Below are 25,308 nucleotides of genomic sequence, written 5' to 3'. Positions count from 1 at the left end.
ATAAAACGCAGCCGCTGTGCGGCTGCTATTATCGGGCAGAGTAGCCCGAAAAATCCCCGATGCGCGGCAATAAACGCCGCAGATAAGGAGCTTTTATGCGCATACCGCGCCGCCGCCTACGACTCGCCCGCGACAAAAAAAACCGCCGCAAGGTGCATCAGCGCTTTCGCCAGCGCATCTTCGAGCGCGATCGCAAAGCTGAACTGGCCGCGCATCCGCAACCGCGCGTGGTGGTGCTGACTGGCGCGGGGATCTCCGCCGAATCCGGTATTCGCACTTTCCGCGCCGCCGATGGCTTATGGGAAGAGCATCGCGTAGAAGATGTCGCCACGCCGGAAGGTTTTCAACGCAATCCGGCGCTGGTGCAGGCGTTTTACAACGCGCGGCGTCAACAGCTGCAGCAGCCAGAAATTCAGCCTAACGCCGCGCACAAAGCGCTGGCGGAACTGGAGCAGGTGCTGGGCGATAACTTCCTGCTGGTGACGCAGAATATCGATAACCTGCACGAACGCGCCGGCAGCCAGCGCGTGCTGCATATGCACGGTGAACTGTTGAAAGTGCGCTGCGTCAGCAGTGGACAAGTGCTGGACTGGACCGAAGATTTAACCGCGGACGATCGCTGCACCTGCTGCCAGTTCCCGGCCATGCTGCGCCCGCACATCGTGTGGTTCGGCGAAATGCCGCTGGGGATGGAAGAGATTTATCAGGCGATTGAGCAGGCGAATCTGTTTATCGCCATTGGCACGTCGGGCCATGTCTATCCCGCCGCCGGTTTTGTCCACGAAGCGAAACTGCAGGGCGCGCATACTGTGGAGCTGAATCTGGAACCGAGCCAGGTCGGCAATGAGTTTGCCGAGCGTCATTACGGCTTAGCAAGCGAAGTGGTGCCGGAGTTTGTGCATACGTTTTTGCGTGGGTTGTATAAGTAGATTTGTGCGCGCTTTACCTCATCCCAACCTTCTCCCAGAGGGAGAAGGGGCTAGACGGAACCCTCTCCCGCTTGCGAGAGAGGGCAGAGCGAGGGGAAGCCGCAGAGAGTTAACGTCCCGCCTTCAGCTTCTGGAACAACGTCTCATACTGCACGCTGGCGTCACCGACATCGTTTTGCCACTCGCCGTTTTTGATCACATCCTCAGCAGGATAAAGCGAAGGATCGCTGGCCACTTCTTGTGGCAGTAACTTCTTCGCTGCCAGGTTTGGCGTGGGATAGCCGATGGTTTCCGCCACCTGTGCCGCCACATCCGGACGCAGCAGGAAGTTAATCAGCTTCAGCGCGCCTTCACGGTTTTTCGCATTGGCCGGAATCGCCAGGTTATCCATCCAGAAAATCCCGCCTTCCTGCGGCCAGATAATCTGCAGCGGCGTGCCTGCCTGGCGCGCCACGTAGGCGGAACCGTTCCAGATCATCCCAACGTTCACTTCGCCTTCCATAAACGGATTTCCTGGATTATCGGAGTTAAACGCCAGCACGTTCGGCATCAGCTTTTTTAACTCTTCATAAGCGGCTTCGATCTGCTTGGGATCGCGGGTGTTGCCCGAATAGCCCAGCTTACGCAGCGCCATCTGGAACACTTCACGCGCATCGTCGGTCAGCAGCAGGCTTTGCTTATACTCAGGCTTCCACAAATCGGCCCAGCGGGTAATGCTTTTGGCATCCACTTCGTCAGTGTTGATGCCAATGGCGGTCGCGCCCCAGATATAGGGGATCGAGTAATCATTGTTAGGATCAAACGGCTTGTTGAGCAGGTTAGGATCGAGGTTTTTGAAGTTGCTGAGCTGGGTTTTATCGATCTTTTGCAGCATGCCTTCATTACGCATTTTGGCGACGAAGTAGGTTGAAGGCACCACCAAATCGTAGGCGCCCTCTTTCCAGGTCTTCAGCTTGGCATACATGCTTTCATTGGATTCGTAGGTGGAGTAAATCACCTTGATGCCGGTCTCTTTGGTGAACTGCTCCAGCAGTCCCGGCGGCACGTATTCGGTCCAGTTATAGAAGTAGAGCGTTTTGCCGGCGTCCGCCTGCGCGCTCTGCATGCCCAATGCCAGCGCCCCAGCCGCCAGCCAGTGAGACCACTTTTTCATCGATTATCCTCTATTTGGTTTTATCACGGAGCAACAGCTGACTGAGCGCCACCAACAGCAGCGACAGCAGCAGCAAAATTGTCGCCAGCGCGTTCACTTCCGGTGACACGCCAACTTTCACCATCGAATAGATTTTTAACGGCAAAATTTCGAAGCTCGGGCCGGTGACGAACGACGATACCACGACATCGTCCATCGACAGCGTAAAGCTCAGCAGCCAACCCGCTGCGACCGCCGGCAGCGCCAGCGGCAGCAGAATTTTGCGCAAAATGGTGACTTCGCTGGCACCAAGATCTTTGGCGGCTTCCAGCATGCGCACATCAAACCCTTTCAGGCGCGAATAGACGGTGATCACCACAAACGGCAGGCAGAAGGTGATATGCGAGAACAGCAGCGACCAGAAGCCCAGCGAAATGCCCAGCAGCATAAACAGCACCAGCAGCGAAATCGCCATCACGATATCCGGCGACATCATCACCACAAACAGCATGCCGCTGACGAACGGTTTACCACGGAAGCGATAGCGATAGAGCGCGACGGCGGTCAGCGAGCCGATAATCGTGGCGCAGCTGGCAGAGAGCATGCCCATCAGCAATGAATGCTGGGCTGCCTGAATCAGGCTGTCGTTATTCATCAGCAGGCGATACCACTGCGTGCTGAAGCCCTGCCAGTTAATGCCGAAACGCGAACGGTTGAAGGAGTTGACGATCAGAATGATGATCGGGATATAAAACCAGGCATAAATCACGGCCATGAAGCCGCCACGTAACCAGCGCGCCATCATTGCAGTTCCACCTTGCTGTTCAGCATACGCGCTGCGCGCCAGTAAGCCAGCAGCATCAGCCCCATCAGCAGCGTCATCACAATGCTGGTGGCAGCTCCGAACGGCCAGTCACGGATATTCAGGAACTGGCTCTTGATCACGTTGCCAATTAACAGGTTTTTCGCGCCGCCCAGCAAATCCGCTACAAAGAACAAGCCCATCGCCGGGATAAACACCAGCAGGCAACCGGCGACAATGCCCGGCATGGTAAGTGGCAGAATGATGCGTAAAAAGGTTTTTACTTTGTTCGCGCCAAGATCGCGCGCCGCTTCGAGGCAGGATTTATCCAGCTTTTCCAGGCTGGAGTAGAGCGGCAGCACCATAAACGGCAGCAGAATGTAGATCAGCCCCAGAATCACCGCTTCCGAGGTGTACATGATGCGAAACGGTTTATCGATCACCCCAAGCCACAGCAAAAATTCATTCAGCCAGCCGCGCGTGCTGAGGAAGATTTTCAGACCGTAGATACGGATCAGCGAGTTGGTCCAGAACGGCACAATCAGCAGGAACAGCATCAGCGGACGCAGGCGCGCCGGCAGTTTCGTCAGACACCAGGCAAACGGATAACCGAGCAGCAGGCAGCACAGCGTGGCGATCAACGCCATATTCAGCGAGTGCAGCAGCACATCAGCGTAGAGCGGATCGAGCAGCCGCGTGTAGTTATTTAGGGTGAAGGCCATACTGACAAAATGCGCATCATCGCGCGTCAGGAAGCTGGTGGCGAAAATCATCAGGTTAGGCAGCAGCACAAACAGCGTGAGCCAGCTGACGATCAGGGCAACAATGACTTTCTGCAGGCGGTTACGCATCAACTTCATACGGCAACACCACCTCCCAGTTGGCGACCCAGCTGACGGCCATTTTCTGGTTCAGCGAGTGATCAAAATCGGGATCGTCTTCGTTAAAGAACTCGCTCACCGTCAGCAGCTTGCCGTTCTCCAGCTCAACAGTAGACTCCAGCGTCATGCCTTTATAGTTGCGCTCGCGCACGAAGCCGATCAGATTATCGCTGCGGCTGTCGTGGTCGATCTCTTCAACGCGCAAATCTTCCGGGCGCAGCAGCACGTGCAGTTTATCGCCGACGCTGACCGGGAAATCACATTGCAGCATGCATTCAAGGCCTTCCACACGCGCGCGGATTGTAGGCGCATGATCGCTGTTCAGCACCTCGGCATCGAACACGTTAATCTCGCCAATAAAGCGCGCCACAAACAGGTTGGCGGGCTCTTCGTAAATCTCGCGTGGCGTGCCGTCCTGTTCGATGCGGCCATCGCGCATTACCACGATACGATCGGACATGGTCAGCGCCTCTTCCTGATCGTGCGTCACAAACACAAAGGTGATGCCAAGCTTACGCTGTAGCGCTTTGAGCTCGTTTTGCATCTGGCGCCGCAGCTTGTAATCCAGCGCCGACAGCGACTCGTCCAGCAGCAGCACTTTCGGGCGATTGACTACCGCGCGCGCAATCGCCACGCGCTGCTGCTGACCGCCCGAAAGCTGATGCGGACGGCGATCGGCAAAACTCTCCAGCTGCACCATCGCCAGCGCATCGTTAACGCGCGTGGTGATCTCCGCCGCCGGGGTTTTCTGCATGCGCAGGCCAAAGGCGACGTTCTCAAACACCGACATGTGCGGGAACAGCGCGTAGCTCTGAAACACGGTGTTAATGTGGCGATGCTCGGCGGGCAGATCGGTGATGTCGTTATCATCAAGAGTGATATGACCGCGATCGGCCGCTTCCAGCCCGGCAATCAGGCGTAAAATGGTGGTTTTTCCGCAGCCGGAAGGGCCAAGCAGCGTGATGAACTCGCCGTGACGGATGGTCAGGTCAAAGTCAGAGATGATGGTTTTGCCATCAAAAGCTTTACTGATGCCAGAAAGCGTAACCAGCGCAGGCGCGCGTGTTTGCGTCATTTTAGTCACTCAGTCTGATGGTGAATCAGGTTACAGCATAGCCGCTGGTGGCCGCTTGCTGTGATGAAGGGCGCGATGATACCGCAAAAATGTGTCAATGCCATGTTTTGCCACGGATTTACCTTGAAAACTCTGAAAAATGCCGGAGTATGCGTAACGGATAAGTCGGACAGGCGCGAGTGAGCGAATTTTCAACGCAAGTCACGTTGAGAGAGCTAACCTGAAGGATAATGATTTGACGCAACATGGTGCCATTTGGCCACCATGATAATGACGCAGGTTCTTTAGAGGGATGACAGATGGATCAATTACTTGAGCGTTTTCTCAGTTATGTTGCAGTAGAAACTCAGTCAAAACCTCAGGCACGACAGGTGCCAAGCAGCGAAGGGCAGTGGACGCTGGCGCGTCAATTACAGGAAGAACTTATCGCGCTGGGCTTTGTTGATGTCTCTCTGAGCGATCACTGCTGTGTGATGGGCACCTTACCGGCTAACGTTGATTGGGCCACGCCGGTAATCGGCTTTATTTCGCATATGGACACCTCGCCGGATTTTACCGCCAAAAACGTCAATCCGCAGATTATTGAAAACTATCGCGGTGGCGATATCGCGCTCGGCAACGGTGATGAAATTCTGTCACCGGTGATGTTCCCGGTACTGCATAAGCTGATCGGTCATACGCTGATCACCACCGATGGCAAAACGCTGCTCGGCGCGGATGATAAAGCCGGTATCGCCGAGATCATGACCGCGATGGCGCGTCTGGCAAAAGGGGATACGCCACACGGTGCGATTCGCGTGGCCTTTACACCGGATGAAGAGATTGGTCGCGGCGCGTCGCACTTCGACGTCGAAGGCTTTGCCGCCGATTGGGCGTATACCGTTGATGGCAGCGATCTCGGCGAGTTCGAGTTCGAGAACTTCAATGCCGCTACCGCGATGGTTAAAATCACCGGCAACAACGTGCATCCAGGCAGCGCTAAAAATGTGATGGTCAATGCGTTGGATCTGGCGATGCGCTTCCACGCGGAACTGCCAGCCAAAGAGAAGCCGCAGTATACCGACGGCTATGAAGGCTTCTTCCATCTGCACACCATCAAAGGCACGGTTGAACATGCCGAGCTGATGTATTTGATCCGCGATTTTGATGCCGACAGCTATGAACAGCGTAAACAGCTGCTGGAAGAGATTGGTCAGCGCGTCAGCAAAGGGCTGCAAAGCGAATGTTCGGTGAAAGTGGAGATCAGCGACAGCTATCGCAACATGCGCGAGAAAGTCGAACCGCATCCGCACATTATTGAGTTGGCGCTGCAGGCGATGCGCGATTGCGGCATCGAACCGAACGTCAAACCGATTCGCGGCGGCACCGACGGCTCTGCGCTGTCGTGGAAAGGATTGCCATGCCCGAACCTGTTCACCGGCGGCTACAACTATCACGGCAAGCACGAGTTCGCCTCACTCAATGTGATGGCGCAGTCGGTGGATGTGATTGTGCGTTTGGCTGAGCTGGCGGGGCAGAAGAAGGGGTGATGGTGATTGCATAGTGCGGGTTGTCCCCCATCCCGGCCTTCCCCCATAAATGGGGGAAGGAGACGCTGCCACATGCAACTCCCTACTCACATATTGCAGCACCGTCCTCCCCCATTTATGGGGGAGGACCGAGGAGGGGGACAGCGAGCACTGTCCGAGGTTTAGAAACCCCGAGACAGATTGAAACTTACTCGCCGAAGAACCAATACCCGCTATTCACCAACGCCGCCAGCTGCGCCAGCAGTGAAGGGTCATCCAGCGCATCGCCGAAATCTTCCAGCGTCAGCACGTGATTGTGCGCCAATGCCGCCAGCACATGCGGATGGCTGCTGGTGACCGATTCACCGTTCACAAACACCACATCGCCAATGGTCAATACGCGCAGGCCGCCGAGCCGTGTCAGCGCATCGCCTTGCTGCAATGCATCGTAGATTTCGTCCGGTTGATACGGCGGCTCCGGCGGCGCGACGTCCAGCTCATGACGCGATTGAGAAATAAACTCGCCAAACCACTGATTAAACTGCTCCGGCTGGTTAATCACATCCATCATGACTTTGCGGATGCCTTCCAGTTCTGACGGCAGAATTTGCGATGGGCAATCGCGCGATGGCACATCGGGATCGCTGTAGCGATAGCTGCCCAATTCGTTGGCCAGCATGTGATCGGCAAAACCGCTGATCAGCTCGCGACCGTTCGGTGCGCGGAAGCCGACCGAATAGTTGATGGCATTTTCCAGCGAATAGCCTTCGTGCGGGAATCCTGGCGGAATATAGAGAATATCGCCGGGCTCCATCTCTTCATCGATGATGGCGTCGAAAGGCTCAACCTGCAGCAGATCCGGATGCGGGCAGTGCTGTTTCAACGGCACTTTTTCACCCACGCGCCAGCGACGGCGGCCAGTGCCCTGAATGATAAACACATCGTACTGATCGAAATGCGGACCGACGCCGCCTCCCGGCACGGCAAACGAGATCATCAGGTCGTCAACACGCCAGTCGGGCAGAAAACGGAACGGACGCATCAGTGCGGCAGAAGGTTCATGCCAATGGTTGACCGCCTGCACCAGCAGCGACCAGTTGCTCTCACCGAGATGATCGTAGCTTTCAAACGGGCCGTGGCTGACTTGCCATTTGCCCTCGTTATGGCTGACAAGACGGCTATCGACCTCATTTTCCATCGCCAGACCGGCCAGCTCGTCAGGAGAAATAGGATCGACGAAGTTTTTAAATCCACGTTTAAGCACCACCGGGCGTTTCTGCCAGTAGCGTTGAATAAAGTCGGGCCAGTTGATATCGAGCTGATAGTCCATATGAGGAGTCCGTTTGCTGCAAAGAATGATGGCAAGTATAACAGCCCGCGTCCCTTTCTACTCGCGGTGATGCTCGACTTCCTGGCGCTGGAAAATTACTTCCATGCGCGCGCCGCCGAGCGGGCTGGTGGTGGCGATCACCTGGCCGGCGTACTGTTCGAGGATGTCGCGCACCACGGCTAAACCTAATCCCTGGCCGGGACGCAAGGTGTCGGCACGTTGACCGCGCACGAAGATCAGATCGCGTTTGCTCTCCGGAATGCCGGGGCCGTCATCATCAATAAACAGATGCAAGGTGTTGTCGGTTTGTCGTGCGGTGACTTCAATAAATTCGAGGCAATATTTGCAGGCGTTATCCAGCACGTTGCCAAGCACTTCCATAAAGTCATTCTTATCGCCGATAAAGGTCAGCTCCGGCGAGATATCCAACGTGATCGCTACGCCCTTGCGTTGATAGACTTTATTCAGTGCCGAGCACAGGCTATCGAGCAGCGCCGAAACCGAATGCAAATCGCGCTGCAGAGGATTGTGATCGGCCTGCATGCTGGCGCGATGCAGGTAATAACCAATCTGCTGCGAGATGCGGCTGATCTGCTCCAGCATCACCGGTTCGGCCTGTTCAATGGTTAACTCTTTACCATTGCGTAACGATCGCAGCGTACTTTGCAGCACTGCCAGCGGGGTTTTCAGGCTGTGGGTGACATCCGACAAGGTGGTGCGATAGCGCGTGTAGCGTTGACGTTCGTTGGTCAGCAGCAGGTTAAGATTGCGCACCAGACTGCGTAACTCTTGCGGCGGATTGTCATCAAGATTCTCGCGCTGACCGGTTTCCAGCTCGCGCACCTGCGAAGTGAGATCGCCAATCGGCCGCAAACTCCAGTGCGCCGCCAGCCACAGCAGCGGGATCACCAGCAGCAGATTGGCCGCCAGCACATAGCTAAACCAAGACCACACCACATCGGAATGCTGCAACTCTTGCGGAATTGAGTCGACCACCACAATGGTCAGCGCCGGTAAGTTGGTGGTGGCATCGTAGCGATTGACCGCGACCGAGTGGGTGAAGGTGTCACTGCTGTCGCTATCCAGCGCGTGCAGCCGCTCTTTCGCCTGCGGGTTGTTGCCCATCGCCGCCATGCTGGTGCGGTTGCTGGTATCGATTTCGTAGAAATCGGGCTTGAGCAGCCATTCACGATGAATCTTTTTGCGGATTTCGGGCACATCGCGCTGCTGCCACAGCAGTTTGCCGCGTTCATCGTAGATAAAGACCAGCGTGGGGAAATTGAGCGTCATGCGCTCCGGCTGGCCAATAGTGAGCTGATTGTCGTGCCACTGCGCCAGCGTGAAGAACAGATTGCTCTCACCGCGCATCACGCGATAGGTATTTTTATCGAAACTGACGACATAGCCAACCACCGCGACCATGCCGTAGGAGAGTGACAAAAACAACACGATCGCCGCGGTCGCCAGCAGAAAACGAGCGCGGAGAGAGAAGGGGCGTAAACGCCGGAACCACGTCATAAATCAGAGATCAAAGCGATAGCCCTGGCCGCGTACGGTGTTGATCACTTCGGTTGGATAGAGTGAGAGAATTTTTTTACGCAGACGGCCCATCAACACGTCGATGGTGTGACTTTCGCGCAGTTCGGCATCCGGATAGAGCTGCAGCATCAGCGAATCTTTGCTCACCACTTTACCCGCGTTGCGAATCAGGGTTTCGACGATGGTGTATTCGAAAGCGGTCAATTTTACCGGTTCATCTTGCACCGTCAGTTCGCGGCGAGAGAGATCGACCTGGAACGGCGGCATAGAGATAATTTGCGACGCGTGTCCGCTGTTGCGACGCATCAACGCCTGCAAGCGTGCAGCCACTTCTTCAATGTGGAACGGCTTGGTGACATAGTCGTCGGCACCCGCTTCCAGCGCTTCCACCTTGGCCTGCCAGCCTTCGCGCGCGGTTAAGACCAGAATCGGTTGACGTACCGCATCGGTGCGCCAGCGGCGAATCAGCGACATGCCATCTTCATCGGGCAAACCGAGATCGACCAGCGCGATGTCGGGAACATGTTCTTGCAGGAAATAATCCGCTTCTTTGGCATCTTCTGCGGCGTCGACCTGATGGCCCATTTCACGCAATTGCACGGCGAGGTGATGGCGTAGCAGCGCATTATCTTCCACAACCAGAACACGCATAGTATTTCCTTAGCTTCGAACGTAGTGATGATGAGAAGAGTATACGCAAAGCCAGCTAAACCAGAGAACAACCAGGCGCGCGAAACGCGCCTGGCCACCGCATTACTTCAAATCATCAACCATCTGAATCGCACGGCCGAGGTAGTTGGCTGGCGTCATTTGCTTCAGACGCACTTTTTCCTCTTCCGGCAGTTCAAGGCTATCGATAAAGGTCTGCATGCCGGCGGCATCAACGCGTTTACCGCGCGTCAGCTCTTTCAGCTTCTCGTACGGTTTTTCGATACCGTAACGACGCATCACGGTTTGGATCGGCTCAGCCAGTACTTCCCAGTTGTGATCCAGCTCGTCCAGCAGACGATCGCGGTTAACTTCCAGTTTAGAGATGCCTTTCAGTGTGGCTTGATAAGCGATCAGCGCATAACCGATGCCCACGCCAAGGTTACGCAGCACGGTGGAGTCGGTCAGGTCGCGCTGCCAGCGTGACACCGGCAGTTTGCTGGCCAGATGCTGCATCATGGCGTTAGCCAGGCCGAGGTTGCCTTCGGAGTTTTCGAAGTCAATCGGGTTCACTTTGTGCGGCATGGTGGACGAACCGATTTCACCGGCGATGGTTTTCTGCTTGAAGTGATTGAGCGCCACGTAGCCCCAGATATCACGATCAAAGTCGATCAGAATGGTGTTGAAGCGCGCGATGCAATCAAACAGTTCAGCGATGTAATCGTGCGGCTCGATCTGCGTGGTGTACGGGTTCCAGGTGAGACCTAAGGAGGTAACAAACTGCTCGCTCAGCTGGTGCCAATCCACTTCCGGGTAGGCGGAGATGTGGGCGTTATAGTTACCGACCGCACCGTTGATTTTACCCAGCACGTCAATTTTGCTTAACTGACGCAACTGGCGCTCGAGACGGTACGCCACGTTCGCCATCTCTTTACCCATGGTTGACGGCGTTGCCGGCTGGCCGTGGGTGCGCGACAGCAGCGGAATGTCACGGTATTCGTGTGCCAGACCTTTAACAGCATCGATCAGTTGGTTCCAGAACGGCACGATCACATCACGACGAGCGGTTTCCAGCATCAGCGCATGCGACAGGTTGTTGATATCTTCGGAGGTACAAGCGAAGTGGATGAATTCAGACACCGCATGCAGCGCGGGTACATCGGCCACTTTCTCTTTCAGGAAATACTCCACGGCTTTGACGTCGTGGTTGGTGGTGCGCTCGATGGTTTTGATGCGTGCCGCGTCTTCTTCGCTGAAATTGGCGACAATGGCATCAAGGAAAGCGTTTGCGTCGGCATCAAATGCAGGAACTTCCTTGATCTCGACAGTCGTGGCCAATTTTTGTAACCAGCGAACCTCAACCTCAACGCGGAATTTCAGCAAACCGAACTCGCTGAAAATGGCGCGCAGTGGGCTGACTTTATCGCCGTAACGACCATCGACAGGTGAAACGGCGGTCAGAGAGGATAATTCCATCAGTGCAACTCCTGAATCGTTTAACAATTATGCCGGGGCGGCGCTTAATACGCCGGGCCCAGGCGGGATAAAATGGTTTTGGCTTCGCTCAGCAAGCGCTGGCGCGAGAACATCAGCTGCAGACGGCCACCGCCAACCTGCTGCCATAACACCGCAGAGCGAATACCGGCCAGCAGGGCGGCGCGCACTTTACTCTGCACTTGTGAATTCTGTAGCACCTGCGGTGAACCGGTCACCTGAATGCGCGGGCCCAGCGGGCTAATCACATCCACATAAATGCCGGCCATTGCGCTGATGATGGTGTCCGATTCCAGCTCGTAATGCGCCAGCTGGCGGTCAAGCTGGCCGATGCGTTGTGCCAGCGTGTTCATCGCGGTTTTGTTGCCATGCAGCTTACGCTCCAGCACCATCATGCTTAAGGTATAACGGGTCAGTTCAGCGCTGGTACCCTGACGATTGCTGCTGTTGAGCACCGCCATCAAGGTCTCTAATCCAACCTTTAAATTGGCTTCGTCGTTGCCAAACACTGCCAGCGTCGAACCGGGATTGAGATCGATCAGGCTGCGCAGCGACACATTCAGTGCCGCGTTATTGCAATTTCCCTGCTGCGCGAGCTGTTGCACCACATGGGCGGCCTGGCATACGCCCGCCAGCGCCAGCGTAATCTCATAATAGTTCTTAGCCACGCTTAACTCCTGTCATCGCGTCGGGCAGCGCCGACCTTAGGCTTCTGCCAGAGGCAGGCGTTGTTCGATAATGCCGCCGCCGAGGCACACTTCACCGAGATAGAACACGGCGGATTGGCCTGGCGTGACGGCCGCAACCGGCTCGTCAAAACGGACTTCAATACGGTCATCGCCGTGCGGAATAATTTCACACGGAATGTCGGTCTGGCGATAGCGGGTTTTCACCGTGCAGCGCAGCGGCGCGGTCATTGGCTGGCGATCAACCCAGTGCAGCTGTTGGGCAATCAACCCCACGGACATCAGGCGCGGATGCTCGCCGCCTTGCGCCACGATCAGGCGATTGCGCGCCACATCTTTGTCGACCACATACCAGGGATCGTCGTTGCTCTCTTTACGGCCGCCGATGCCCAGACCTTTACGCTGGCCGAGCGTGTGGTACATCAAGCCCTGATGTTCACCGACGATTTCGCCGTCAACGGTTTCGATTTCGCCCGGCTGCGCAGGCAGATAACGACCAAGGAAGTCGCGGAACTTGCGCTCACCGATAAAGCAAATGCCGGTGGAATCTTTCTTCTTCGCGGTGATCAGATCCAGCTGCTCAGCGATGCGGCGCACTTCCGGCTTATCCAGTTCGCCAACCGGGAACAGGCTTTGCGCGATCTGCTGGTGGCTGAGCGTGTAGAGGAAATAGCTCTGATCTTTGTTGCCATCGAGGCCGCGCAGCAAGCGGCTTTGACCATCTACATCCTGACGGCGCACGTAGTGGCCGGTGGCGATGAAGTCTGCGCCGAGATCATCCGCCGCGAATTCGAGGAAGGCTTTGAACTTGATCTCTTTGTTGCACAGGATGTCAGGATTCGGCGTGCGGCCGGCTTTGTACTCTTCCAGGAAGTGCTCGAACACGTTATCCCAGTACTCAGCGGCGAAGTTGATTTTGTGCAGTTTGATGCCGAGTTTGTCACACACGGCTTGTGCGTCAGCCAGATCATCGGCGGCGGTGCAATACTCCTCGCCATCGTCTTCCTCCCAGTTCTTCATGAACAGGCCTTCAACCTGGTAGCCCTGCTGCTGCAGTAACCAGGCGGAAACGGAAGAATCGACGCCGCCGGACATTCCGACGATCACTTTTTTCTGGCTGTTGTCAGACATGACGCACTCTTAAATTACGATAAAAACAGGCGGCGCATTCTATCATGCAGAAGCGGGGCGCGCACCCTCATGAAACGGCCACTGGAACGGCGCGACCAGATGCAGCGGATAACGCTCGCCTTGTTGCCACAGTCGCACGCTCTCTGCCACTAACGGCGAACGCAGGCGATTGGCCGTCAGAATCTGCTCTGGCGGCAGCCACCAGCAGCAGTCGATGTCGCGATCGTGCGGCGAGGTATCGACTTTTTCGGCCAGATCGAGGCCAAACAGGAAACGCACAAAAGGTGTATCGTCCGGCGCAATCCACTGCTGCACGCCGAGGAAATATTCAGGTTTGGCTTCAATGCCGGTCTCTTCAAACAGTTCACGCTGGGCGGCTTCGAGAAGAGTTTCATTGGCCTCAAGATGCCCGGCGGGCTGGTTCCAGGTAATACGACCGTGCACGCGCTCTTCAACCACCAGCAAATGTCCCTGTGCCTGCACAATACAGGCGACCGTTACATGAGGTTTAAACATCCTTCCTCCGAAATTGTTAACTAAAAGTTATTAAATGGCTGCACTGATATCGCGCCATTCACCCGGGGGCAAATCGCCTAACTGATGTTCGCCCATCGCAAAGCGAATCAGGCGCAACGTCGGAAAGCCGATGTGTGCCGTCATGCGGCGCACCTGGCGATTTCGTCCCTCAAACAAGGTGATTTTCAGCCAGCTGGTGGGAATCGCTTTGCGTTCACGAATCGGCGGCTGGCGCGGCCATAGCCACTCTGGCTCGCTCACTAACTCAATCCCTGCCGGCAAAGTGGGGCCATCGTTCAGCGTCACGCCGCTGCGTAACAGGGATAAATCTGATTCCTGCGGCGCACCTTCCACCTGCACAAAATAGACCTTTCCAGTGCGCTTGCCGGGCTGCGTCAGCGCGGCCTGCAGCGCGCCATCGTTGGTCAAAATCATCAATCCTTCGCTGTCGCGATCGAGTCTGCCAGCGGCGTAGACGTCGCTCACCGGCACAAAATCCTTCAGCGTGCGGCGTCCGGCTTCGTCACTGAATTGCGGCAAAACATCGAATGGTTTGTTAAAGAGTATGACGCGTCTTGGGCCTTTCGGACGGGTATCGCGGCGCACGGGCTTACGTGCCGGGGCGCTTGCGCGCTTATCCTGGTGAATTCGTTGAGAAGTTTTTCGCATGGGCTTTGCAGTCGGAAACATTCGGCGCATTATAGCGCGAAACTACGGTGATTGGCGTAGCGGAAATAATCAAGTAGTATTGACCCGCATCTTACAAATCATTAACAAAAAATCGCTCGAAGGAGAGGTTGATGGAAAGCAAAGTAGTTGTTCCGGCGGAAGGTCAAAAAATCACCCTGGATCAGGGAAAACTGAATGTTCCGAATAACCCGATTATTCCTTACATTGAAGGTGACGGTATCGGCGTTGATGTTTCCCCGGTAATGTTGAAAGTGGTTGATGCCGCTGTGAAGAAAGCCTACAACGGCGAGCGAAAAATTTCCTGGATGGAAATTTATACCGGCGAAAAATCAGTAGAACTCTACGGCCAGGACGTCTGGCTGCCGCAGGAAACCCTCGATTTAATCAAAGAATACCGCGTTGCCATCAAAGGCCCGCTGACTACTCCAGTTGGTGGCGGTATTCGTTCTCTGAACGTTGCGCTGCGTCAGGAGCTGGATCTGTACGTTTGTCTGCGTCCGGTTCGCTACTACAAAGGCACGCCAAGCCCGGTTAAGCGTCCAGAAGAGACCGACATGGTGATCTTCCGTGAAAACTCAGAAGATATCTATGCCGGTATCGAGTGGAAAGCGGGCACGCCAGAAGCGGATAAAGTGATCAAGTTCCTGCGCGAAGAGATGGGCGTGAAGAAAATTCGCTTCCCTGAGCAGTGTGGTATCGGCGTTAAGCCATGCTCGGAAGAGGGCACTAAACGTCTGGTGCGCGCAGCGGTTGAATACACCATCACCAACGACCGTGATTCTCTGACCCTGGTTCACAAAGGCAACATCATGAAGTTCACCGAAGGTTCTTTCAAAGACTGGGGTTACCAGTTAGTGAAAGAAGAGTTCGGCGGCGAGCTGATCGATGGCGGCCCGTGGATGAAGTTCAAGAATCCGAACACCGGTAAAGAGATCATCGTTAAAGACGTGATCGCCGACGCCTTCCTGCAGCAGATCCTGCTGCGTCCGGCGGAATACGACGTGATCGCCTGTATGAACCTGAACGGTGATTACATCTCTGATGCCCTGGCGGCACAGGTTGGCGGTATCGGTATCGCACCAGGCGCCAACATCGGTGACGAATGTGCCCTGTTCGAAGCGACGCACGGTACAGCACCGAAGTATGCAGGTCAGGATAAAGTGAACCCAGGTTCAGTGATTCTGTCGGCAGAAATGATGCTGCGTCACCTGGAGTGGTTCGAAGCGGCTGACTTAATCGTTAAAGGTGTTGAAGGCGCTATCGCTAACAAAACCGTGACCTACGATTTCGAACGTCTGATGGAAGGCGCTAAACTGCTGAAATGTTCAGAGTTTGGTGACGCGATCATCAGCAACATGTAATTTGCCACTCGGGCAGAAAGCATAACGGGAGCCAATGGCTCCCTTTTTTTGTCTAAAGTTCGCGGATAATCTCGGTTTATTGCCTTGCCAGCACCGACTGAGCATCGATAATCATGCATTTTCCTGTGCAGCTCTCATTGCCGGTGATCACTGGCGATTTGGTTAGAGTGTAATTCATACCCGCTTCTTTTTTTACGGTGAATGCCATACCGGCAAACGTCCACGACATGCCTAAAGATAAAGAACCAAACTCATCATATTTCGATGATTTTGCAATTTTTGGCAAATTCTCACTATTTAAGCGGTAGTAAAGGGCGCCATCGAAATCTTTTGCGACCATTTTAGTTATTTCGGCTTTTAAAAGTGCATACTCTTTTTGCTGAGGTGAAGAAAAACCCTCTTTAATATTACTGGCTGCAAGCCATCCGGCAGCGACAGGCAGCAATATATATATGAATCGTGAGTATTTTGTCTTATCGATAACCAAGAATAGCCCGATAAGGAAGCAAGAAGTGGTAATCAGCGAGAGCGCACTGATAGTACGGTAAGCCGCCCAACTCTCCGTCACCAGCAAGTTTGGTGTCACTGCTGCAACAGCGAACAGGAAAGATAAAAACACTTTCTCTTTGCCATTCTCATTAATGTTTTTCAATCCAATAAAGATGAATAACAGTGAGATGATAACCGATAGTGCTTTTCTACCAGTGTCAAAATTACAGATGGCATTTTTTAATGGCTCTACAAAGAACCATTTTATCTTTCCCATGAGATCGATGGTGATATTACTTCTTGAAAGTGTCTCGCCGAATAACAGGAGCGGGATGGCTTTGGCTAATATTAATGCCATCAACATGCCAAAGAAAATCATTAAGAATGTACGAATGAGTTCCTTTTTATCGACTTTACGTGAAGTCAGGCAAGTGTCCATAAACGCAAAAAAAAGAAAACACATGGCCGTGGGCTGGTAAATAGCGAAAGAGAGCGTAATCAGCAAGGCTGACACCGTTACTCCCTTAATACCACGCAATCGGGTTAATGCTGAGTAACTCCATCCAGCAAGAAGAATAGACGTTACAAAAGGAAAACATACTGACCAGGCGTTGAATACCTGAAAAGAGGGCAGTAAACAGATCACTAAAGAGAATATAACTCTCTGCAGTGGTTTTTTAAGGATACCTCTCTCAGAGATAAATTTGTAAAAGTAACAGCTTAGTAAAATAAGAGAGACAACGGATAGCACTCTTATCAGTATCAAAGAGTCCACGCTGGATATCAGGAAAGAGAAACCATAGCGCAAAGCGCCATAGGCCGGCCTTCCAGAAAGGACGTCCCACTTGAAAATGCTGGCAGGATCAGTTTGGGCGCTGAACAGATAGTACCAATCATCCGAAAAGGCATAGCTTGAAAGAAAGACAGGGCTATAGCAAACCAATAATGCCGCAGCTAAAAAAAGATAAACTTTAAAGTTATTACAAGCTATTTTTGTCATCTGCTTCCTTTTTAATATATCGAGGTCTATGCTTGGTTTCAATATATATCCTGCCAATATATTCACCTAGCACACCTATTCCAATTAATTGAATTCCACCCAAAAACAGTATTGATACCAGTAGTGATGGATAACCTGCTACCGGGTTACCCCATATTATTTTATCAATGATCATCCATGCGCCATAAACGAACGACAGGAATGCGACAAAAAAACCAATATAGGTCCACACTCTGAGCGGAAAGGTTGAGAAACTGGTCAGCCCTTCAAGCGCTAAATTCCAAAGTCGCCATCCGTTAAACTTTGCCTCTCCCGCAACGCGCGCTGAACGGCTATATTCCACGATGGCAGCATCACCCTCCACCCAACTCAGGATGCCTTTCATAAACAGATTGCGTTCCTGCAATTGCTTTATGTTTTCGACAGTCGCGCGCGAAAGTAAACGAAAGTCTCCAACATTTTCTTCAAGCTTTGGTGAGCTGATCTTATTATGCAGTTTATAAAACCATGCAGCAGTTTTACGCTTAAAATGACTATCGCTACTGCGGTCATTGCGTTTTGCCAGCACAATCGGCCATCCCTCTTGCCATTTGCTTATGAGCAAGGGAATCACTTCGATGGGATCCTGAAGATCAACGTCAACCGGAATGACTGCATCACCGGTAGCATGTTCAAGTCCGGCAAGCAGCGCGGTTTCTTTACCAAAGTTACGAATAAAATTAATGAGTAATACAGATTCGTCATCATCCCGCAGCGACTTAATAATCTGCTCGGTTTTATCGGTACTGCCATCATTAATGAAGACAATTTCGAGAGGGTAAGAAGAGAGTTTTTCTTTGACGGTACGATAGAATATCGGGATTGCATCTTCTTCATTGAAGACGGGAACGACCAGAGAAATTTTCACTTTTTCACCTTAAAAACAATGAAGTTTGAATAGATGAAGCCGAATACCAGGCTTATTATAGAAAATGAAATAAGCGTGATAATCGGATTAAGATGCGTATGATCGGCGAAACTGCCGATGCCGGCGGCCATTATGCCCATAAAGGCCACGAAGATGACATAGCGAAAAGTTGTCGCTTCGGCTTTAAACGTCCAGCGTGCATTGGCAAAAAATGAAAATGTTACCGCGACAATGAAAGCCAACAGATTAGCCAGCCATTGGCGGGTATTAAGAGAATACAGGGCTGCAAACACCATCCAATGAATCAGGGTGTTAATGATGCCAACTGATAAAAAACGTGAGAATAATTTCAACATAGTGAAATATTAGCCATGACGACATCATTATTTGCAAAATAGATGCGAATTTTACATGGAGGGGTACGATAAATAAAGTTGAAAAATCAGCGTCCTCACCGGTATGTCATAAGCGCAGGCTATTCACTCATCATCAGAAAAAAACGGAAGCTAATCGCTTCCGTTTTTTTATGCATTAATCGACTTGCTGCTCATTGTGTTTGGCGATTTGAGCACGCTCCTGCGACAGTCGCCAGAAATCGCTGCCGCCCGGTTGCTGATACATCCGCAGCGAGAAGTGACCGACAATTGCATAGATATACTCAAAAATGGCCGACTGAGAATCCTCGTAATCTACCCACAATACTGACGAGGTGAAGCAATAAACCTCCACCGGCAAGCCCTCGGGCGAAGGCTTCATGGCGCGTACCACGATATACATATCCTTTTTGATATCGTCGCGCTGCGACAGCCACGCCGTCAGGTATTTACGAAACACCGTCAGATTGGTAATGCCGTTTTCTGCAAACCAGCGTTCGCCCACCGCATTGCTATCGCGGCCATCCATCAGTGCTGAAAGTTGCTCACTGACGCCGCGGATTTGGCTCATCTGCTGCACCATCTCGTGATCGAGAAAGCGTATCGACATCTGATCAAGATGGAAACTGCGCATAATGCGGCGCGCGCCGGAGGAGAACATCGCCTGCCAGTTGGTGTAGGTTTCGGTGAGGAAGTTTTTGGTGGGGATACGCGACAGCGTATTGTCCCAGTTGCGAATGGTGATGGTATGCAGCGCGATATCGATCACTTCGCCGCTGATGCCGTTATCCGGCATCTCAATCCAGTCGCCGAGTTGCAGCACATCGTTCGATGACACCTGAATATTGGCCACCAGCGACATCAGCGTATGCTGGAACACCAACATCAATACCGCCGCTACAGCACCCAAACTGGAGATAATAATCACCGGCGATTTATTCGACATAATTGCCAGAATCATGATCGCCGAAATAATGTGCACCAGAATCTTGCCGACCTGGATATAACCCTTGATCGAGTGATTTTTGCGCTTGGCTTTTTTCGAATAGGAGTTATTAACGATCTCCAGCACTTCGGTAAAGAACAGCGATAAATAGACGAAGAACAGAATGCCGCAGATGGTCTTAATTGCGATCAACAGATGCTCGGGTAAATCTGGCATAAACTGCAGCAGATAATAGACCGTGATCACCGGGATAAAGTTAGAGAGCTTCTCCGAAAGCCTGACGTCCTTATCCAGCGGCACCTGATTTTTGTGCGTGCTGAAGAACACCTTTCTGACCACTTTAACGATAAAGAATTTACAGATCAGATGGGCGATCATGCCGGCAAACATCAATAACACCAGGCTGAAAGCGGCCGACAGCACCGTGTTACCCTCAATAAAACTTTGTATCTTGCTTAAATAATTCATTTCAACCACATGCCGGACAGTGTTGGCGGGAATTCAAACATAATCGCGCCGATAGCGATATGCGACGCGTGCGCATTAGTCTACACCATCATGGGTTTACATTCCCTTTCGCAGAACTTTGAAACAGTTAACATTTACATGCTGATGGCAGTGTGCATTAAAGACTAAACCGTTATCTTCAGCGCTTACGATTCAGGAGGTGGTATGCAAGGTGTAATCAAGTTCGTTAAAGGCTGGCTGCTGTTTTCGCTGTTGTGGGGCATCTTTATGTGGTTTGTTTCGTGGCAGGCGCAGGGCAAAGAGATCGGCATGGTGATCGTGATGAGCTTGTATGCGGGATTAATTTACCAGGCGCTGATGACCATGGTTGCGCGATACAAAGCACGGCGCGCGCAGGTGTAGTTGTACACAACTGACTACAGAGCTTTGCGGCAAATTGACGCTCATTTTCATTTACTCGGGCAATCTGAGCCAACATATCTCAGCTTGCTGGAAAAAGAACGATGGGAAAGAAAGTTGTCGCTGCGTGGTTTTTTCTGCTGCTGTCTGTGGTCGCTTGCGCACAGCCTTCAAGCTCAATAACTTTAACCCTGCAGCACGATCGTCATTTGAAGATGGAAAACAGCACCGTAGATGTGGCTGAAACGCCGGATGAACATATCAAAGAAGGAATATATGAAGTGGGTCAGCACCATTAAAATCGGGGCCTTGAGGCCCCGTTTTAACGGATTACTTACGTCCGAGCAGAAAACCGACAATCACACCAATGCTGGCTGCAACTGCCAGGCCGGTCGCGGGGTTATCGCGTACCGATTTCACCACACAATCCGCTGCATCCTGAACCGCATAGCTGGCCTGAGCCGGATAACGACGCGCCGCGCCTTTGGCTTCATGACGGCGTGAACCGGTGAATTGACCAAATTTTTCCTGGACGGCACCCGCCGCTTCATTCAATTTTGCTTCCGCTTTGTCGCTCATAATGACTCCCTGATCGTGGTGAATGTCCTGTAAAGCGTAGTCAGAGAAACTGCAGGCAGCAAATGACGCAGCGGTAAAGGTTGTAACAGCAGTTTGCAGTACGCAAAAATTCTGCGCATGCCAGCGGAGTGGGAAAGCGAAAACCTGAAGTTAGCGCTGACCGCGATAAGCCGGATACCAGCTCACCAGAAAGTGACGCAGGTGGTCAAAACACCATTCGGCATCGTCGGCCTGCTGGCAGTAATAGCGCAAGGTCACTTTTTCGTAGCGCATGTGGCGCTGCTGCAGGGGAGACCAGCTCCAATCAAGCACCGCACGCGCGTAGTTGATTAGCGTGCCACTCTGCATGTTGTGCTGCTTCTCCTGACGGCTGAGGTAGATTTCAAACGCCTGATCGAGGCTTTGCGTCTCTTCCGTATTGAAGCCTGCCACCGTCGGACGAAATGCCACATCGATAAATCCGCAAACGCCATCGTCCCGTTGCTGCCAGTCGCAGGCCAGCGTCATAAATAAGCCATCCTGCAGATTCACTTCTTCCAGCAGGCGCCGCATATTTTCGGAGTGTTTACCGGCGGTGATCTCATCAATACGATCGGTTTCCAGCGTGAGGTCAAATCCACAGGGGTTCACCGAGCCATCCGCATTGGTGCTGGCTGGAAAGGGGAAATCGATATAGCCGTTGTTATCCAGACTCTTTTCCATCATGCAGGTCCGCCGCGTGCGATGGGCAGACAATAAACCATCTCACGCTGCGACGCACGGCTTATGGGCACGTCCAGGTAATCATGGTGTTCTGATAAGGATTGATCAGGCGGAACTGTTTATCAGACAGGCGTTGCGCGTAGAAGCCCTCCGCGGTGATGGCCGATGGCACGTACTGAAAGCGATCGGTGGAGTGCAGCGTACCGCTTTGCACCTTCACGCCATCGCGCGATACGGCGAAGGCGCTCACCAAATCAAAGATGCGCGCCTGCGTGTTGCCCATCGATTGTCCATAAATCGTCGACACTTCGCCCGGACAGTCGACACCTTTCGGTGCGGAACTGCAGCCAGCCAACATTAAAAGGGTGAGTACAACCGTGATTCGCCACATGAGCACCTGCTTCATTCCCTGGTTTGCCATGGCACGCCTATGCGTACTGATAACTGGATCATAGCAGGTCTGACGCTGCTTCCTATTTGTCATTTGTATAATCGTTAAGCGGAAGGAATGTAAAGGGGTGACTTTCCTGGCGGAGAAACGGTATTCTTGCCAGCGTTGCGCACCAGGTAAGCAAAACAAGGGTAAATTAATGAAAGAAGAAGAAGCGAGTTTAATGATTCTTCAGCACGCGATCGACAAATTAGAAGCCGACAAAAAGAAGCAGGTAATGAACTGCGTAGCGGCCATTCAGGAAGTGATGCAGCGTTTTGAAGCCGAAGAAGCCGGACTGGCATTGATGTTGGTCGCGGCGCAAGTGGCTGCTGAGTAGTGCCTGCTCCCGCAGAATCTCATTGCGCTTGATGTACCAGGCTTTGCTGTTGTTGGATGAAGTTTATGGAATGCAGCAGCAAGGCCAATCCCTCCACGAAATCATCATTTAACCTCAGCGGAGAACCCAATGAAGGCACTAGTCATGGCCGTTGGCGTGCTGGCTTGTCAGATAGCGCCCGCCTGGAGCGAAACCGAATACCAAATCACCTGTCCCGGCCGTCCAACTATGACGGTATCGCGTGCCGAGTATGGTTTGAGTACGTTAATGTGGCCAACGCGCCACTTCCAGATTGCTGCCGGGCAGCAGCGCACCAGCCTGAAAGGGGGCGATAAAGTCGCCATCACCCGTTTTCGTAATGGCGATCAGTTAATCGTGAATAAAAAGAACGATGAAACTTTCTTCGTCTACGCCAATAGCAACAAGTTGTTGCCCTGCAGCCGCACCGATAAGCGCGATGCGCAGATTCTATCGCTAGAACGCTACGACGACAGCGCGCGTCCAAACTCGTGAGTTAATAACCCGGTTTGATGAGTTGCCGCTGGCGCAAATCCAGCGGCGACTGTTCCGCCTCATCAATGGCTGCCAGCCAGCTCTGCAAATTCACCTTAGCCCACGAAAGATGTCCGCGCGTGGTGCTCATCAGCACGACATCCGGGCGTAACGAGCGATACAACTCCAGCGACTGCTGCAGTTCGGTGGGATTGCTTTCAGGCATCAGCACGCTGATCCAGCGGTTGTAATCGCGAGTCAGCGTATCGCCGACAAACAGATAAGTGTGGCCGAGCGGCGAGTGGTAGAGATAGCTGCTGCTGCCGGGCGTGTGTCCGGGCGTCGGCAGCAGGTGAAAATCGCCAAAGTGCGTCTCTTGCTGCGTAAAGGTTTCGTCGGGCTCAATCACCAAACTGACCGGCCCGAGCGAACGACTGTGGCAATAGAGCGCGCTATTAAAGCGCTGCTGAATGGCGATCGCTCCCGGCGCGGCTTCGTGCCAGTGAGTTAAATAGTGGCGAATGACGCCGCCGGCATCGTTGAGGAACTCATGGTCGAGCGGATGCTCCACGCGACCAATCAATAAATTGCCGCGTGGGTGGCACAGCATAAAGCCATGCATCATTAAGTCACTCGCCGTCTCTTCGGCGGGGAATTCTGGCGTGGAGATCCACAAATCGTCGTACAGTGGCTTCATTGTCGGTCTCCTGCGGCAACACGTTAGCGCAATGTCGGGTGGCCGGTGAAGGCGAACTGTGCTTCTCCATTCTCAATCTGCAACGTGGCGCTAGCGCCCAGCGGCAGCGTCACGGTATCGGCATCGTGTCCAAAAGCCAGATCGCTAATCACTGGAATCTGAAACTCGTCACGAATGCGCTGCCACACGGTGGCAAAATCAAAACCGTTGTCATACGCCGACAGCGATGTGCTGGTAAAGCTGCCGGTAATAATCGCTTGCTGGCGCGACAAAATGCCACTCTGCTGCAGCTGAATCAGCATGCGCTCGATACGGAACGGATGTTCGTTCACATCTTCGATCACCAGAATGCCGCCTTCAATTTGCGGCATCCACGGCGTACCAATCAGCGAGCAAATCATCGCTAAATTGCCGCCCCATAAAGTGCCTTGCCAGCGGCCGTGATCCGGGCTGGTGCTGTGCCAGCGTAGATTGACTGTAGGTGATGTCAGCGTTTGCCAAAAGTGCGATTCGGTAAAATCAGATAATGCCTCGGCGCCGAAGTTACCGGCCAACATCGGCCCGCTAAAGGTGATCAGCCCGATTTGTGCCAGTAACGCCAGTTGCAGCGCGGTGAAATCGCTGTGGCCGCACAGCGCCACCGGTTGGTTGAGCAATCGACGTTGCAGGCCAACGTAATCGATCTTATCCAGCAAACGTGAAGCGCCGTAGCCGCCACGCACCGCCAGCACGATATCGGGCAGCGCCTCTAGCGTGGCCAGCGCATTGATATCATTCAGCCGCTGCGCATCATCGCCGGCAAAGCGTTGAAAGCGGCGGGTGATCACCGATAGATTGTCAAGATGATGGCCAGCAGCCTGTAAACGACTCACCGCGCGCTGGGCGGCGTCCTGATTGTGGCAATAACCGGAAGGGGCGATGAGACGTAGCGTGCGGGGAGTAACCATAACTTCCATCCTGCTGTAGAGTGGCCTGCTGATGATGACGAAATGCGTTATCGAAGTCACGGTAGCATAAGGTTATTTACCGATTTAGGATAAACGGTAATTTTGCATCGCGCTGCGGCAGGTATGATAGCTTGCGCCAACCCTATTGCGGAACCAAAAATCAGTGAAAATTCGCCTACTTATGCTTTCTGCACTGCTGCTTGCTGGCTGTTCCAGCGAGCCGGAAAAACCGGCACTGCCCGAGAAGAATACGCCGTTAACTCAGGCACCGCCGTCGAAAGTAAATGATGCATGGTCAATGTTTACCGAAGATGCCGCCAGTCATTATGGCGTTGATGAGAAGTTAATCAGCGCCATTATTAGTGTCGAATCCGGAGGCAATCCCACCGTGGTGAGCCGTTCCAATGCGGTTGGTCTGATGCAAATTAAGGCCTCGACCGCGGGCCGCGAAGTCTATCGCATCCAGGGCCGTCATGGTCAGCCATCCTCGTCCGAGCTGCGCGATCCGGCGAGGAACATCGATATTGGCGCGGCTTACCTGAAAATTCTGCAGGATTCCGCCTTAGCCGGAATTCGCGATCCGCTGACCCTGCGTTACGCCACCATTGTCTCTTACGCCAACGGTGCCGGTGCCTTGCTGCGTACCTTCTCGCGTGACCGCGACCGTGCTATTGCGATGATCAATTCCATGACGCCGGACGAGTTTTACCAGCACGTACAGAATAAGCATCCGGCGGCGCAGGCCCCGCGTTATTTATGGAAAGTCACCACCGCCTACCGCACCATCGGTTGACGCTGTACACCTATCTGTTGCGG

The 25,308-nt window shown here is 53.2% G+C and carries 29 protein-coding genes; 8 read left to right on the top strand and 21 right to left on the bottom strand.

Going from position 1 to position 25,308, the window contains the following annotated elements; translation table 11 throughout:
• The first annotated feature begins 95 nt into the window (after positions 1-95).
• On the top strand, positions 96-929 hold the full coding sequence (gene cobB, locus KVT28_RS04325) for a Sir2 family NAD+-dependent deacetylase (RefSeq protein ID WP_101760816.1): 834 nt from the start codon (positions 96-98) through the stop codon (positions 927-929).
• 109 nt (positions 930-1,038) lie between these two features.
• Here the strand turns inward: cobB and potD are convergent, their stop codons facing one another.
• The 4 genes from potD to potA are packed head-to-tail and all read right to left on the bottom strand — an operon-like array spanning position 1,039 to position 4,819.
• Positions 1,039-2,082 (bottom strand): spermidine/putrescine ABC transporter substrate-binding protein PotD, encoded by a 1,044-nt coding sequence (gene potD / locus KVT28_RS04320; protein WP_217546953.1) that lies wholly within the window; start codon positions 2,080-2,082, stop codon positions 1,039-1,041.
• 10 nt (positions 2,083-2,092) lie between these two features.
• Positions 2,093-2,866 carry a spermidine/putrescine ABC transporter permease PotC gene (gene potC / locus KVT28_RS04315; protein WP_217546950.1) on the bottom strand — a complete coding sequence of 258 codons (774 nt, stop codon included), beginning with the start codon at positions 2,864-2,866 and terminating at the stop codon, positions 2,093-2,095.
• Positions 2,863-3,723, bottom strand: a complete 861-nt coding sequence (gene potB, locus KVT28_RS04310; RefSeq protein ID WP_101760814.1) for a spermidine/putrescine ABC transporter permease PotB — start codon at positions 3,721-3,723, stop codon at positions 2,863-2,865. Before potB ends, potC begins: the two co-directional genes overlap by 4 nt.
• Positions 3,707-4,819, bottom strand: coding sequence for a spermidine/putrescine ABC transporter ATP-binding protein PotA (gene potA, locus KVT28_RS04305; RefSeq protein WP_217546948.1), 1,113 nt, complete (start codon positions 4,817-4,819; stop codon positions 3,707-3,709). Before potA ends, potB begins: the two co-directional genes overlap by 17 nt.
• Before the next feature lie 299 nt (positions 4,820-5,118).
• On the opposite strand from potA, the gene pepT reads away from it, so the two are divergent.
• Positions 5,119-6,348, top strand: a complete 1,230-nt coding sequence (pepT, locus tag KVT28_RS04300; protein ID WP_101760812.1) for a peptidase T — start codon at positions 5,119-5,121, stop codon at positions 6,346-6,348.
• A 187-nt stretch (positions 6,349-6,535) separates the two neighbouring features.
• Here the strand turns inward: pepT and KVT28_RS04295 are convergent, their stop codons facing one another.
• From KVT28_RS04295 to rluE, 8 genes are all read right to left on the bottom strand, one after another.
• The gene (locus KVT28_RS04295; protein ID WP_217546945.1) at positions 6,536-7,657 is read right to left on the bottom strand and encodes a cupin domain-containing protein; all 1,122 of its coding nucleotides are present in this window, start codon (positions 7,655-7,657) and stop codon (positions 6,536-6,538) included.
• Positions 7,658-7,714: 57 nt separating this feature from the next.
• On the bottom strand, positions 7,715-9,175 hold the full coding sequence (phoQ, locus tag KVT28_RS04290) for a two-component system sensor histidine kinase PhoQ (RefSeq protein WP_101760810.1): 1,461 nt from the start codon (positions 9,173-9,175) through the stop codon (positions 7,715-7,717).
• A gap of 3 nt (positions 9,176-9,178) precedes the next feature.
• Complete coding sequence (gene phoP / locus KVT28_RS04285) at positions 9,179-9,847, bottom strand: two-component system response regulator PhoP (protein ID WP_101760808.1); 669 nt, start codon at positions 9,845-9,847, stop codon at positions 9,179-9,181.
• Between the two features lie 102 nt (positions 9,848-9,949).
• The gene (gene purB / locus KVT28_RS04280) at positions 9,950-11,320 is read right to left on the bottom strand and encodes an adenylosuccinate lyase (RefSeq protein ID WP_101760807.1); all 1,371 of its coding nucleotides are present in this window, start codon (positions 11,318-11,320) and stop codon (positions 9,950-9,952) included.
• A 44-nt stretch (positions 11,321-11,364) separates the two neighbouring features.
• Positions 11,365-12,006, bottom strand: a complete 642-nt coding sequence (gene hflD, locus KVT28_RS04275) for a high frequency lysogenization protein HflD (RefSeq protein ID WP_217546943.1) — start codon at positions 12,004-12,006, stop codon at positions 11,365-11,367.
• A gap of 36 nt (positions 12,007-12,042) precedes the next feature.
• Positions 12,043-13,155: a tRNA 2-thiouridine(34) synthase MnmA gene (gene mnmA, locus KVT28_RS04270; protein WP_110865945.1), complete on the bottom strand. Its 1,113-nt coding sequence runs from the start codon at positions 13,153-13,155 to the stop codon at positions 12,043-12,045.
• A gap of 42 nt (positions 13,156-13,197) precedes the next feature.
• Entirely contained in the window at positions 13,198-13,671 is a 474-nt protein-coding gene (locus tag KVT28_RS04265) for an NUDIX domain-containing protein (RefSeq protein WP_101760804.1), read from the bottom strand.
• Positions 13,672-13,701: 30 nt separating this feature from the next.
• Entirely contained in the window at positions 13,702-14,361 is a 660-nt protein-coding gene (gene rluE, locus KVT28_RS04260; protein WP_217546940.1) for a 23S rRNA pseudouridine(2457) synthase RluE, read from the bottom strand.
• Positions 14,362-14,471: 110 nt separating this feature from the next.
• On the opposite strand from rluE, the gene icd reads away from it, so the two are divergent.
• A complete protein-coding gene (icd, locus tag KVT28_RS04255; RefSeq protein WP_064740914.1) occupies positions 14,472-15,722 on the top strand; it encodes an NADP-dependent isocitrate dehydrogenase in 1,251 nt (416 codons plus the stop codon).
• Between the two features lie 76 nt (positions 15,723-15,798).
• On the opposite strand, the gene KVT28_RS04250 is transcribed toward icd, so the two are convergent.
• The 4 genes from KVT28_RS04250 to KVT28_RS04235 form a co-directional block, all read right to left on the bottom strand.
• Positions 15,799-17,211, bottom strand: coding sequence for a glucosyltransferase domain-containing protein (locus KVT28_RS04250; RefSeq protein ID WP_217546937.1), 1,413 nt, complete (start codon positions 17,209-17,211; stop codon positions 15,799-15,801).
• Positions 17,192-18,118 (bottom strand): glycosyltransferase family 2 protein, encoded by a 927-nt coding sequence (locus KVT28_RS04245; protein ID WP_217546934.1) that lies wholly within the window; start codon positions 18,116-18,118, stop codon positions 17,192-17,194. Before KVT28_RS04245 ends, KVT28_RS04250 begins: the two co-directional genes overlap by 20 nt.
• Positions 18,115-18,474, bottom strand: a complete 360-nt coding sequence (locus tag KVT28_RS04240; RefSeq protein ID WP_217546929.1) for a GtrA family protein — start codon at positions 18,472-18,474, stop codon at positions 18,115-18,117. The genes KVT28_RS04245 and KVT28_RS04240 overlap by 4 nt, the downstream gene beginning before the upstream one ends.
• A 175-nt stretch (positions 18,475-18,649) precedes the next feature.
• Positions 18,650-19,906, bottom strand: coding sequence for a mechanosensitive ion channel family protein (locus tag KVT28_RS04235; protein ID WP_217546926.1), 1,257 nt, complete (start codon positions 19,904-19,906; stop codon positions 18,650-18,652).
• 204 nt (positions 19,907-20,110) lie between these two features.
• Here KVT28_RS04235 and KVT28_RS04230 point away from each other — a divergent pair, with 204 nt between their 5' ends.
• Both KVT28_RS04230 and KVT28_RS04225 read left to right on the top strand, forming a co-directional pair.
• The gene (locus KVT28_RS04230) at positions 20,111-20,308 is read left to right on the top strand and encodes a DUF6404 family protein (RefSeq protein WP_007891509.1); all 198 of its coding nucleotides are present in this window, start codon (positions 20,111-20,113) and stop codon (positions 20,306-20,308) included.
• A 101-nt stretch (positions 20,309-20,409) separates the two neighbouring features.
• On the top strand, positions 20,410-20,604 hold the full coding sequence (locus tag KVT28_RS04225) for a hypothetical protein (RefSeq protein WP_101760798.1): 195 nt from the start codon (positions 20,410-20,412) through the stop codon (positions 20,602-20,604).
• 31 nt (positions 20,605-20,635) lie between these two features.
• On the opposite strand, the gene KVT28_RS04220 is transcribed toward KVT28_RS04225, so the two are convergent.
• From KVT28_RS04220 to KVT28_RS04210, 3 genes are all read right to left on the bottom strand, one after another.
• Positions 20,636-20,884, bottom strand: a complete 249-nt coding sequence (locus KVT28_RS04220; protein ID WP_101760797.1) for a DUF883 family protein — start codon at positions 20,882-20,884, stop codon at positions 20,636-20,638.
• 150 nt (positions 20,885-21,034) lie between these two features.
• Positions 21,035-21,586, bottom strand: a complete 552-nt coding sequence (locus KVT28_RS04215) for a hypothetical protein (protein WP_101761035.1) — start codon at positions 21,584-21,586, stop codon at positions 21,035-21,037.
• Positions 21,587-21,647: 61 nt separating this feature from the next.
• Positions 21,648-21,977: a hypothetical protein gene (locus KVT28_RS04210; protein WP_101761034.1), complete on the bottom strand. Its 330-nt coding sequence runs from the start codon at positions 21,975-21,977 to the stop codon at positions 21,648-21,650.
• A 199-nt stretch (positions 21,978-22,176) separates the two neighbouring features.
• Here KVT28_RS04210 and KVT28_RS04205 point away from each other — a divergent pair, with 199 nt between their 5' ends.
• Together KVT28_RS04205 and KVT28_RS04200 are read left to right on the top strand one after the other, a co-directional pair.
• On the top strand, positions 22,177-22,356 hold the full coding sequence (locus KVT28_RS04205; protein WP_008108187.1) for a hypothetical protein: 180 nt from the start codon (positions 22,177-22,179) through the stop codon (positions 22,354-22,356).
• A 129-nt stretch (positions 22,357-22,485) separates the two neighbouring features.
• Entirely contained in the window at positions 22,486-22,869 is a 384-nt protein-coding gene (locus KVT28_RS04200) for a hypothetical protein (protein WP_101760796.1), read from the top strand.
• A 1-nt stretch (position 22,870) separates the two neighbouring features.
• Here the strand turns inward: KVT28_RS04200 and KVT28_RS04195 are convergent, their stop codons facing one another.
• Both KVT28_RS04195 and ldcA read right to left on the bottom strand, forming a co-directional pair.
• Complete coding sequence (locus KVT28_RS04195; RefSeq protein WP_101760794.1) at positions 22,871-23,545, bottom strand: MBL fold metallo-hydrolase; 675 nt, start codon at positions 23,543-23,545, stop codon at positions 22,871-22,873.
• Positions 23,546-23,568: 23 nt separating this feature from the next.
• Positions 23,569-24,492, bottom strand: coding sequence for a muramoyltetrapeptide carboxypeptidase (ldcA, locus tag KVT28_RS04190; RefSeq protein WP_217546923.1), 924 nt, complete (start codon positions 24,490-24,492; stop codon positions 23,569-23,571).
• Between the two features lie 163 nt (positions 24,493-24,655).
• Between ldcA and emtA the strand changes: the two genes are divergently transcribed.
• On the top strand, positions 24,656-25,285 hold the full coding sequence (emtA, locus tag KVT28_RS04185) for a membrane-bound lytic murein transglycosylase EmtA (protein WP_217546920.1): 630 nt from the start codon (positions 24,656-24,658) through the stop codon (positions 25,283-25,285).
• Positions 25,286-25,308 lie beyond the last annotated feature (23 nt).

Source organism: Pantoea sp. GbtcB22 (assembly GCF_019091025.1).
Taxonomy (GTDB): domain Bacteria; phylum Pseudomonadota; class Gammaproteobacteria; order Enterobacterales; family Enterobacteriaceae; genus Pantoea; species Pantoea leporis.
This window is presented reverse-complemented; position numbering and strand designations above follow the sequence as displayed.

What these genes read in the sequence shown, in the direction of transcription:
- cobB (WP_101760816.1), top strand. Translation starts at nt 96, where the DNA reads ATGCGCATACCGCGCCGCCGCCTACGACTCGCCCGCGACAAAAAAAAC.
- potD (WP_217546953.1), bottom strand. Translation starts at nt 2,082, where the DNA reads ATGAAAAAGTGGTCTCACTGGCTGGCGGCTGGGGCGCTGGCATTGGGC.
- potC (WP_217546950.1), bottom strand. Translation starts at nt 2,866, where the DNA reads ATGATGGCGCGCTGGTTACGTGGCGGCTTCATGGCCGTGATTTATGCC.
- potB (WP_101760814.1), bottom strand. Translation starts at nt 3,723, where the DNA reads ATGAAGTTGATGCGTAACCGCCTGCAGAAAGTCATTGTTGCCCTGATC.
- potA (WP_217546948.1), bottom strand. Translation starts at nt 4,819, where the DNA reads ATGACGCAAACACGCGCGCCTGCGCTGGTTACGCTTTCTGGCATCAGT.
- pepT (WP_101760812.1), top strand. Translation starts at nt 5,119, where the DNA reads ATGGATCAATTACTTGAGCGTTTTCTCAGTTATGTTGCAGTAGAAACT.
- KVT28_RS04295 (WP_217546945.1), bottom strand. Translation starts at nt 7,657, where the DNA reads ATGGACTATCAGCTCGATATCAACTGGCCCGACTTTATTCAACGCTAC.
- phoQ (WP_101760810.1), bottom strand. Translation starts at nt 9,175, where the DNA reads ATGACGTGGTTCCGGCGTTTACGCCCCTTCTCTCTCCGCGCTCGTTTT.
- phoP (WP_101760808.1), bottom strand. Translation starts at nt 9,847, where the DNA reads ATGCGTGTTCTGGTTGTGGAAGATAATGCGCTGCTACGCCATCACCTC.
- purB (WP_101760807.1), bottom strand. Translation starts at nt 11,320, where the DNA reads ATGGAATTATCCTCTCTGACCGCCGTTTCACCTGTCGATGGTCGTTAC.
- mnmA (WP_110865945.1), bottom strand. Translation starts at nt 13,155, where the DNA reads ATGTCTGACAACAGCCAGAAAAAAGTGATCGTCGGAATGTCCGGCGGC.
- KVT28_RS04265 (WP_101760804.1), bottom strand. Translation starts at nt 13,671, where the DNA reads ATGTTTAAACCTCATGTAACGGTCGCCTGTATTGTGCAGGCACAGGGA.
- rluE (WP_217546940.1), bottom strand. Translation starts at nt 14,361, where the DNA reads ATGTTTCCGACTGCAAAGCCCATGCGAAAAACTTCTCAACGAATTCAC.
- icd (WP_064740914.1), top strand. Translation starts at nt 14,472, where the DNA reads ATGGAAAGCAAAGTAGTTGTTCCGGCGGAAGGTCAAAAAATCACCCTG.
- KVT28_RS04250 (WP_217546937.1), bottom strand. Translation starts at nt 17,211, where the DNA reads ATGACAAAAATAGCTTGTAATAACTTTAAAGTTTATCTTTTTTTAGCT.
- KVT28_RS04240 (WP_217546929.1), bottom strand. Translation starts at nt 18,474, where the DNA reads ATGTTGAAATTATTCTCACGTTTTTTATCAGTTGGCATCATTAACACC.
- KVT28_RS04235 (WP_217546926.1), bottom strand. Translation starts at nt 19,906, where the DNA reads ATGAATTATTTAAGCAAGATACAAAGTTTTATTGAGGGTAACACGGTG.
- KVT28_RS04230 (WP_007891509.1), top strand. Translation starts at nt 20,111, where the DNA reads ATGCAAGGTGTAATCAAGTTCGTTAAAGGCTGGCTGCTGTTTTCGCTG.
- KVT28_RS04225 (WP_101760798.1), top strand. Translation starts at nt 20,410, where the DNA reads ATGGGAAAGAAAGTTGTCGCTGCGTGGTTTTTTCTGCTGCTGTCTGTG.
- KVT28_RS04220 (WP_101760797.1), bottom strand. Translation starts at nt 20,884, where the DNA reads ATGAGCGACAAAGCGGAAGCAAAATTGAATGAAGCGGCGGGTGCCGTC.
- KVT28_RS04215 (WP_101761035.1), bottom strand. Translation starts at nt 21,586, where the DNA reads ATGGAAAAGAGTCTGGATAACAACGGCTATATCGATTTCCCCTTTCCA.
- KVT28_RS04210 (WP_101761034.1), bottom strand. Translation starts at nt 21,977, where the DNA reads ATGTGGCGAATCACGGTTGTACTCACCCTTTTAATGTTGGCTGGCTGC.
- KVT28_RS04205 (WP_008108187.1), top strand. Translation starts at nt 22,177, where the DNA reads ATGAAAGAAGAAGAAGCGAGTTTAATGATTCTTCAGCACGCGATCGAC.
- KVT28_RS04200 (WP_101760796.1), top strand. Translation starts at nt 22,486, where the DNA reads ATGAAGGCACTAGTCATGGCCGTTGGCGTGCTGGCTTGTCAGATAGCG.
- KVT28_RS04195 (WP_101760794.1), bottom strand. Translation starts at nt 23,545, where the DNA reads ATGAAGCCACTGTACGACGATTTGTGGATCTCCACGCCAGAATTCCCC.
- ldcA (WP_217546923.1), bottom strand. Translation starts at nt 24,492, where the DNA reads ATGGTTACTCCCCGCACGCTACGTCTCATCGCCCCTTCCGGTTATTGC.